The organism is Faecalitalea cylindroides (genome assembly GCF_028321995.1).
GTDB classification, from domain to species: Bacteria; Bacillota_I; Bacilli_A; order Erysipelotrichales; family Erysipelotrichaceae; genus Faecalitalea; species Faecalitalea cylindroides.
This window is the reverse complement of record NZ_JAQLXG010000011.1, coordinates 66,150-75,099: the sequence shown is the minus strand read 5'-3', so window position 1 is coordinate 75,099 and position 8,950 is coordinate 66,150. Positions and strand designations below refer to the sequence as shown.

The 8,950-nt window shown below is 35.6% G+C and carries 10 protein-coding genes and 1 pseudogene; 4 read left to right on the top strand and 7 right to left on the bottom strand.

Annotation, left to right across the window (positions count from 1 at the left end; genetic code table 11):
• Positions 1-100: 100 nt before the first annotated feature.
• A complete protein-coding gene (rpmE, locus tag PND65_RS07110) occupies positions 101-313 on the bottom strand; it encodes a 50S ribosomal protein L31 (RefSeq protein WP_015535627.1) in 213 nt (70 codons plus the stop codon).
• 147 nt (positions 314-460) lie between these two features.
• Here rpmE and PND65_RS07105 point away from each other — a divergent pair, with 147 nt between their 5' ends.
• Positions 461-1,291 (top strand): histidinol-phosphatase HisJ family protein, encoded by an 831-nt coding sequence (locus tag PND65_RS07105; protein WP_271991631.1) that lies wholly within the window; start codon positions 461-463, stop codon positions 1,289-1,291.
• Between the two features lie 16 nt (positions 1,292-1,307).
• Here the strand turns inward: PND65_RS07105 and PND65_RS07100 are convergent, their stop codons facing one another.
• From PND65_RS07100 to PND65_RS07085, 4 genes and pseudogenes are all read right to left on the bottom strand, one after another.
• Positions 1,308-1,991 carry a carboxymuconolactone decarboxylase family protein gene (locus tag PND65_RS07100; protein WP_271991634.1) on the bottom strand — a complete coding sequence of 228 codons (684 nt, stop codon included), beginning with the start codon at positions 1,989-1,991 and terminating at the stop codon, positions 1,308-1,310.
• Between the two features lie 14 nt (positions 1,992-2,005).
• Positions 2,006-2,989, bottom strand: a pseudogene (locus tag PND65_RS07095) (aldo/keto reductase).
• Between the two features lie 54 nt (positions 2,990-3,043).
• Positions 3,044-3,406, bottom strand: a complete 363-nt coding sequence (locus tag PND65_RS07090; protein WP_271991636.1) for a cyclophilin-like fold protein — start codon at positions 3,404-3,406, stop codon at positions 3,044-3,046.
• Entirely contained in the window at positions 3,393-4,229 is an 837-nt protein-coding gene (locus tag PND65_RS07085) for a DUF3737 family protein (protein WP_022356426.1), read from the bottom strand. Before PND65_RS07085 ends, PND65_RS07090 begins: the two co-directional genes overlap by 14 nt.
• Positions 4,230-4,340: 111 nt before the next feature.
• Between PND65_RS07085 and PND65_RS07080 the strand changes: the two genes are divergently transcribed.
• Positions 4,341-5,225, top strand: coding sequence for a LysR family transcriptional regulator (locus PND65_RS07080; RefSeq protein WP_271991638.1), 885 nt, complete (start codon positions 4,341-4,343; stop codon positions 5,223-5,225).
• Here the strand turns inward: PND65_RS07080 and PND65_RS07075 are convergent.
• Positions 5,222-5,776 (bottom strand): DNA-3-methyladenine glycosylase I, encoded by a 555-nt coding sequence (locus PND65_RS07075; RefSeq protein WP_087158534.1) that lies wholly within the window; start codon positions 5,774-5,776, stop codon positions 5,222-5,224. The genes PND65_RS07080 and PND65_RS07075 overlap by 4 nt on opposite strands.
• Before the next feature lie 112 nt (positions 5,777-5,888).
• On the opposite strand from PND65_RS07075, the gene PND65_RS07070 reads away from it, so the two are divergent.
• Both PND65_RS07070 and deoC read left to right on the top strand, forming a co-directional pair.
• Positions 5,889-6,701, top strand: coding sequence for a GntR family transcriptional regulator (locus PND65_RS07070; protein ID WP_271991640.1), 813 nt, complete (start codon positions 5,889-5,891; stop codon positions 6,699-6,701).
• Between the two features lie 93 nt (positions 6,702-6,794).
• Positions 6,795-7,514: a deoxyribose-phosphate aldolase gene (gene deoC / locus PND65_RS07065; RefSeq protein ID WP_035400608.1), complete on the top strand. Its 720-nt coding sequence runs from the start codon at positions 6,795-6,797 to the stop codon at positions 7,512-7,514.
• A gap of 232 nt (positions 7,515-7,746) precedes the next feature.
• Here the strand turns inward: deoC and PND65_RS07060 are convergent, their stop codons facing one another.
• A complete protein-coding gene (locus PND65_RS07060) occupies positions 7,747-8,940 on the bottom strand; it encodes a site-specific integrase (RefSeq protein ID WP_015536407.1) in 1,194 nt (397 codons plus the stop codon).
• Positions 8,941-8,950 lie beyond the last annotated feature (10 nt).

Below are 8,950 nucleotides of genomic sequence, written 5' to 3'. Positions count from 1 at the left end.
GACAAAAAGGACTGGAGTTTCCATTTAAGGAATTCCAGTCCTTTTTTAGATCTAACTTTTAACTGTTAGACCCCCTTCTTATTCTTTGTATACGTTAAACCTATTTGTTTAAACCATATTTCTTGTTAAATTTCTCGATACGTCCCTGAGCAGCTGCGAAACGCTGACGACCTGTAAAGAATGGATGGCAATTGCTGCAAGTATCTACACGCATTTCATCGCCTTTGATCGTACTACCAGTTTCGAATTCTGCACCACAAGATGAACAGATACATTTAACAGTATGGTAATTTGGATGAATTCCTTTTTTCATACTATTTCCTCCTTCCGCCTTAAACTCCTTTTGAGCCTAAAGTAAGTGCTAACCAATTATAACAAGCTCCTCTTATGATTTCAAGATGAATTCTCATTTATTCTACCTAAATATGATAAAATACTATCACTAGAGAAGAGGGACCCTATGTTTGCCGATTATCACGTTCATACAGACTTCAGCGATGACTCCATTTATCCGATGGAAAAAGTCATTCAAGATGCTATTTCTATGCATATGGATGAGATCTGCTTCACAGAACATGTAGACTATGGAATCAAATTTGATCAGGAACCTGGAAAAAAGATCATCTATCGTCAAAATGAACCTTTGACCAATTGTGATTATCCTAACTACATGAAAACTATTGAAGAAATGAAACAACGATACGGTGCTCAAATCACCATCAAAACAGGCATGGAGTTTGGGATGCAGATGCACACTATTCCTCAATACGAAGCCTTATTCCAAAAATATTCCTTTGACTTTATCATTCTTTCTATTCATGAAATCGGCGATTTAGAATTCTGGAATCAGGGATACCAGAAAGACAAGACCCAGCAAGAATATAATGAAGGCTATTTTGAAACCATGTATAAGCTCGTATCCAATTATAAAAACTACAGTGTATTGGGGCATATGGATCTGATTAATCGATATGATCTTGCCGGCATTTATCCTTTTGAAAAAATAAAACCTTTCATCGAAAAAATCTTAAAAGTTGTCATCCAAGATAAAAAAGGAATCGAAATCAACACCTCATCTAAACGATATGGTTTAAAAGATACGACTCCTTCACTTGAAATATTAAAACTTTATCATCAGTTAGGTGGAGAAATCATAACCATTGGTTCTGACTCTCATAAGCCTGAACATTTAGGTTCTCAAATCGAAGAATCCAAAATCTTATTAAAAGAACTTGGATTTCAAGCTTTTTGCACCTTTGATCAAATGAAACCAATTTTTCACGATCTATGATACTTCATAGATTTTTTTATGCTTCTTGAGCTTTATCAATCGCATTTAAAGCATTCAAACTTCTAGGATATCCAATATATGGTAAACATTGATGAACCACTTTCTTTAAAAATTCTGCATCATTTCCCATATTCATATTCCCTTTTGAATGGGCAATCAGCTGTGGTTCACAGTCCCCTTGAGCCATCAAAAAACAGAAGGTGATCATTTCTCTTTGCGCTAGATCTAAGCCTGTTCTTGTATAATAATCGCCAAAGCAATTTGCAGCTAACCAGCGATTTACCACAGATGTTTTCCAAGCTTCCTTCATATGTTCTCCAAAGATCTCAACTTGTGCCTGGGCCCCTTTTTCAAGACGATCAAACATCGTTGTTGTCGCTTCTCCAGCATCCAAAGAAATATTTCTTTCCTGATAAATTTCATTGGTTGCTGCTAAAAAGCTCCACATCCTTGACATACCAACATAATCAATTGATTGATAGACCATTTCTTTGACCATGATTGGATCCATACCTTCATCCAAGGCTTTGTTTAAAATAAACTTATAGGCATCCAATCCCTGGCTTCCTACCAAGCTTGCAAGAATAGCTAAATAGCGTGTATTTGTTTCCAAGGCTACACTTTCTTCTTCAACAACTTCTTTAAACGCAAAGTTTTCAAATCTTTCCATAAATTGTGCATCTGTTTTTACTGTACTCATTTTTTTCTTCCTCCTTATTGTTTTTCTTGTACGCTCCAGACATGAGCTTCATTGGATGATTCTTTCGTATTTTGTGCCATGACACCAACCAATTTATGAGGGACATACAGCTCTTCTAAATAATGTATTTCATCTTTGTTCAAGACTAGATTGGAGGCATCAACAGCCCCTTTTACATGACTTGGTTTTGTCATCCCTACGATTGGTGAGGTCGTTTTGGTCAAAAGCCAGGCTAAAGAAATCGCACTCATGGATGTATGATGAGCGCTGGCTAATTCTTCCACTCTTTCGATGATCTTTTGATCTACCTCTTTCGTACTATCATATTTTAGTCTGGCGTAATCATCTTCCTGTAATCGTTTTGATGTCTCATTTAAATGTTTCGATAAACGTCCGCCTGCCAAAGAACTATATGGTGTCATTGCGATGTTTTCCTGTTCACAAAAAACTTTCATTTCTCTTTCTTCTTCTCTAAAAATCAAATTGTAATGATTCTGTACGGAAACAAACGGCGTTAAATTACGCTCACGAGCCAGATCATTAGCCTGAGCAAGCTGCCACGCAAAGCAATTGGATATTCCTATATATCATGTTTTTCCTTGTTTTACAAGTTTATTTAACCCTTCTAGAATTTCAATCAATGGTGTTCTATGATCCCACATATGATAGATGTATAGATCGACATGGTCCATACCTAAGTTTTCCAAACTTTTGTTCAACATATTTTCCACATGTTGAATACCATTGATTCCTTTTTCAATTTCTTCATCGTTTTTAGGCAAAAACTTGGTTGCGATGATAACATCATCTCGATTAGAAACTTCTTGAATTGTTTTTCCTAAATACTTTTCGCTGGTTCCGCTTTGATAAGCAATCGCAGTATCAAAGAAATTAATGCCTGCTTCAAGCCCCTGTATGATGATTTCTCTGGAACTTTTTTCATCCAATGTCCATGTATGCTGTCCTATTGTTGGATCTCCAAATCCCATGCAACCCATACAAATTTCAGAAACCATTAAATCGCTGTTTCCTAACCTTCTTTTTTTCATGTCTTACTCCTTTACCAAATGAATTCTGGCATGTACATTGCCTTTACCTAAAATTCTTTTAAACTCTCCATCACTGACATTGATCACTTTTCCAATCTTTGTAAAATTCCAAGTATTTGGTGCATAATAAATGACCAGCAAATATCCTTCCGATAAGATCACATCCCTGCACAAAATCGTAACCCACTCATCGTTTTGAGGATATTTTTTATCTAACACCCCAAACTTTTCCATGTTCGCAAACTCTTTCATCTCCAACACAATATCAGATTGTTTAAGTCTTTTGATCAAAGCCTTTGAAGATGAATTATCGATCATTTCTACTAATAAATCATGATCATGGATTTGAATATTAATTTGTGGCATAAACTATTTCCCCTTTAGCGTTAGGATCATCTAAAATCAGCTCCTTGACGCCTGGGACAACGATCCTTCCTTGGTAAGGATTTTTAATACTGATAACAGGTGTTGTGATAGTCGCATTGACTTGAGATCTTTCGAACGCCAAATCTGTGTCGATCATCTTACAATTTATCAATCGTAATCCTTCACAATAACAAAATGGCTGTGTTCCTATGATCGTACAATTTTCAAGAACCAGATTTTTACTATACCATCCTAGATATTCTCCTTTTAATACACAGTCTTTGACCCAAATATCTTCGGAATGCCAAAATGCATCTTTTGTATCCAGCTCACAATGATCGATCAAACCATTTTTTACATATTGAAAAGAATACTTACCTTTAAACTGTGTATTTTTAAGATTGATATTTGAAGCTCTCATTAAAAAATACTCACTGATGGCCTTAGTATCTTGTATATACACATTATGAGACATCCACCCAAATTCTGGAGAATCGATGCTGCAGTTTTTGATCAAAATATCATCGCACTCTCGCAATGCCTTGATTCCATGCATCTTGGTATCTTTGATTTCAATATGATCAGAATACCATAATGCAGCACGACAATTCTTTGTCATATCACTGCTTATGATCTTTAAACCATGATCATGCCAAAATGGATAACGCAAATTCAAATAGGTTGAATAAACTTGTATATCTTCACATTCTTTAAAAGCACTTTCACCATCCTGTGGACCATCAAACTGACAGTGTTCAATAATTAATTGTCTTTCTCCATAAAAAGCGCGTTCTTCATCAAACGATTTATTCTCTATTTTCATATCATCACTTCCTGTCTTAACTATAATCAGAAAATATTTATATCGCAAACAGTTATATTGCATGCTTTATTATGCTTTTTAGGAATGTTAAAATATAAACAGGTGATTATTATGATTGAAACTAGACTTCTTGAATATTTCTTAGTTCTAAGCCATCAAAAAAATATATCGCAGGCTGCAAAATCGTTATATATCAGTCAGTCTACTTTATCAAAACAAATAATGGAATTAGAAGAAAAACTAGGTAAACAGTTATTTATTCGTGGAAAAAGAAAAATTACATTGACCCAGGAAGGAACCTTCCTTCAAAAAAGAACTCAGGAAATATTAGATCTTATTAAAACAACAGAACTTTCACTTTCTGGTGAAGAAAAAGAACTCGCTGGGCAAATCTCAATAGGATGCGGTGAAACGATCGTCATGGATATGCTTGCCGAATGGATGGAAGAATTTCATAGTCAACATCCTAATATTCTTTTACGTACATACAGCGGCAACGCAGATGCCATCATGGAACGAATCGATAAAGGAATTGATGATATGGGACTTTTACTAGGCCCAGTACGTCAGGATAAATATGAGTATTTAAATTTATATCGAAAAGATATATACGGATTATTGATACCTGCGGATTGTGATCTAGCTAAACAAGAATACATCAATATCGATCAACTTAAATCTTTACCAATATTATTGGGTGATCAAATATATGCAGGTCATCAAAATGTTGACTGGTTTAACTCAGCTGATTCTTTATTAAATATCGTAGGAACATATAATTTGATCTATAACGCAACCTTTATGGTTGAACATGGTATTGGATATGCATTATGTCTAAAAGATCTTGTCAATACAGCTGGCAGAAATCTGACCTTTCGCATGATTGTTCCTGAACTTTCGGTTGATGTATATATTGTCACAAAAAAATACCAGACTTTTTCACCTGCCGCTCAGGCATTTTTATCTCTAATCAAAAAGAAGATCTACTCCAGTTAATTTCGATCTTCTTTTTTTACGTATTTAAAACATGTTTCATCATGTGAGTTTATAATTCCAATTGCCTGCAGATACGAATAAATTATCGTAGTTCCCACAAATTTCATACCTTTCTTTTTTAGATCTTTAGAAATCGCATCCGATAGAGTTGAATGTGTAAGATTTGTCTCATAATAAATCTTACCGTCTGTAAATTCTTCTAGATATGCTCTAAAAGATCCTTTTTCTTTTACAATATCCGAAAAGATACGTGCATTTTGGATCGTCGCCTGTATTTTTAAACGATTTCGAATTATATCTGGATTTGATCGTAATTCTTCAACTTTCGATTCATCATATAGCTGGATCTTAAAACGATCAAAACCATCAAATGCCTGGCGAAACGCTTCTCTTTTATTTAGAACACATTCCCAGGATAATCCCGCTTGAAAAGATTCAAGCACAAGCATTTCAAATAAATATTCATCATCCAATCGTAGTACGCCCCACTCTTCATCATGATACAAAACATACTTTTCGTTCTTTTCATTACACCATTGACATCGATTCATTTTTACACCTCTTTGTTTATTCTACAATAAATTTCTTATTTTGGTTTCCTTCATATTGATGTTTAAAAAGTATGGTATAATAGATACAATTAGAACAATATAGGAGATGCTTATGGATATTAATTATTTTAAAGATACTTTTCATTTAAATCTAGATAATACGACCCCTTTATACCAACAGCTTTATGACTATTTTAAACGCCTGATATTGACGGGTATCTTAAAAGAAGGCGATCAAATGCTTCCTGAGGTTTCCATTTGTGAAACATTAAACATCAGTCGATCTACGGTTCGAAAAACAATGGAGATGTTGATTGAAGATGGTTATTTGATTCGAAGAAGAGGGAAAGGTTCTTTTATTGCCAGTCCTAAATTAAAAAGAAACATCAATTACCTTTATAACTTCTCTGAAAATATGCAAAACATTGGTGTAACTCCATCTTCATGCGTTCTAGAATGTACTGTTCTTGAACATGTGGAAGATCATATTAAAGAAGCTCTTAAATTACCAGATTCAAACACAAAAGTATTCTTGTTAAAGCGAATTCGCAAAGGAAATAATGATCCTATTCTATGTGAAAGTACTTATATCCCTTATTATTTATGTCCTGGTATTGAGTCCTATGACTTTTCCAATCATTCTTTATATGCCATTCTTTCTGAAAAGTATTTACTTGTTCCTTACCACGCCACAGAGAGTATTGAAGCTGTTTTCTTATCCGACCAGGACAAAAAGCTTCTAAACTGTAAACAGAATGTACCTGGATTTAAGATCACTCGTATATCTAATACCAAAAACGGAGATGTACTGGAATACACCACATCCATAACTCGCTCTGATAAGTGTATATTTATGATGGAATTATACAAAAACTCATCAAACGAAACCATTCCCGTTCAGATTCAAAGAAGTCTTAATATTTAATTTCTCTTATTCTTGACACTATTTTACAATCGTTTTATAGTATATGTGTAATTGTACCATACATTTGTTACAATAAAGAAAGAAGGTAAAATAATGAAACATCCTACAAAAAAAGCAAGTGAAATGAGCACAAAGGAATTAGCATCTTACATCGATTATTCCGTATTAAAACCCGAATTTACCGAAGAGCAGATCATCGAGTTGACAAAAGATGGCGTGGAATTAGGTTGTGCCACAATTTGTATCAATCCAGGTTATATGGATTTGTGTAAACCTTATGTAGAAGGCTCTGACACAAAACTATGTCCTGTATGTGATTTCCCTTTTGGAACAAGTTCCACTGAATCTAAAATCGCTCAGGCAAAGATCTTGGTTGATAACTATGCCGATGTTATCGGAGAACTTGATGTTGTAGCTAACTTTGGCTGGATTCGCAGTGGTCTTTATGACAAAGTTACTGAAGATATCAAGGCAGTCGTTGATGTATGCCATGAAAAGAATGTCCCAGTCAAGGTTATCTTTGAAACCGATGCTTTGAATGAAGAACAGATTCGAAAAGCTTGCCACTGTGGTATTGAAGCTGGTGTTGACTTTGTCAAAACAAGTACTGGATTCTTGACAGGATTTGAAGCCCACGGTGCAACAGTAGAAGTGATCAAGATCATGCAGGAAGAAGTACAGGACAAATGTCAGGTTAAAGGAAGCGGTTGTATCCGTACAAGAGAACACTTCCTACAATTGATCGATATGGGAATCGATCGTATGGGTGTTGGTTATAAATCTGTTCCTGTTGTATTAGACTTAAAACGATAATTAATAAAAAAATCAGATGATTCTATCGAATTGTCTGATTTTTATTTACCATCAAAATTTTCTATAAATTATATATATCTTTTTAACTATCTTTTTATATCTTCTTAAATGTCCGCAAAGCCTTATTTTATCGGCTCTACGGGCATTTTGCTTTTGTGGTAAACCTCACATATCTAGGTCTATCTTCTTATATTTTCGCTATCAAGCGTGGTTAAAATCGTGGTAAATACTTCTATGCGATTAAACGCTGAACCTCTGATTTTGCAGTATCTATGGACGCATGAGCATACCAGTTCATTGTGATACTGATATTTGAATGTCCCATGATATACTGTAAATCTTTCGGGTTCATGTTCTTGCTTGCCAATCTTGTGCAGAATGTATGGCGTAGCGTATGCGGTGTGATATGTGGCAAAGGGTTATCCTTATGGTGCTTGTTGTATTTCTTTACCATACGGACAAAAAGCATATTGTAATCAATCGCAACTTTGGGCTTGCCTTTCTGATTGACAAATAGGAAGTTGCCCCGTCCATCTATCACAAATGGTTCTGCCTTTGGGCGTTTCTTCATAACCCGTTGAAATGCTTGTATCGTTTCCTTGCTTAATGGCACTTGCCTTGTTCCGCTTTTTGTCTTAGGCGTTTCAATATAATAACCTTGTTCCTTGCTCTTTAGTAACTGGTGGTCGATAACTACAACCTCATGGATAAAATCAACGTCCATGATTGTCAGTCCGCACAGTTCCGAGATACGAAGTCCTGTCTTTAACAGTATCAGCACATCATCATAATACTTGTGATACACATTGTCCGTCTTGATGAATGAGAGTAGGGCTAGTTCCTGTTCCTCTGTCAATGCGACTTTCTCTTTGGTATCATTTTCTAGGACTTCACTCAACTTGAAATCAAAAGGGTTTTTCCTTACACAATCGTCTTGTATGGCGATATAGAATGACGCTTTTAACGAGCGTTTATGGTTGTTAATGGTGTTATAGGAAAAGCCTTTGTCTTTCATGCGTAACGCCCATTCCTTAGCGTCAGAGGGTTTTATCGTATCAATGCTCCTAGCACCTAACTTGTCCTCTTTCAATAACCGCATGAGCTGTTCCCGTTGTTTCTGTGTGCTTTTCTTCACGTTTGCCCTCTGTGCGTTCTGTTTGGCGTAGAGTTGGCAAAGCGTCATTTTCTTGCCTGTGCTGTCGATACCGTCCTCAATATCCCGTCTTATCTGCTGTTCCAGTTCACGAAGTGAGGGTTTTTCCCGTTTTCCCTTTGGTGTCGGGTCTGTGGGTGTCAATCTCCAAGCATACACATATTTTGTGTTTCCAAATGCGTCCACATATTTATATAAGTATTTTCCGTCTGTTCGTTGGCTCTCTCCAGTATGCAAGATACGTCCTTTGCTATCCCGTCTTTTTTCTTTCATGGTGTCTGCT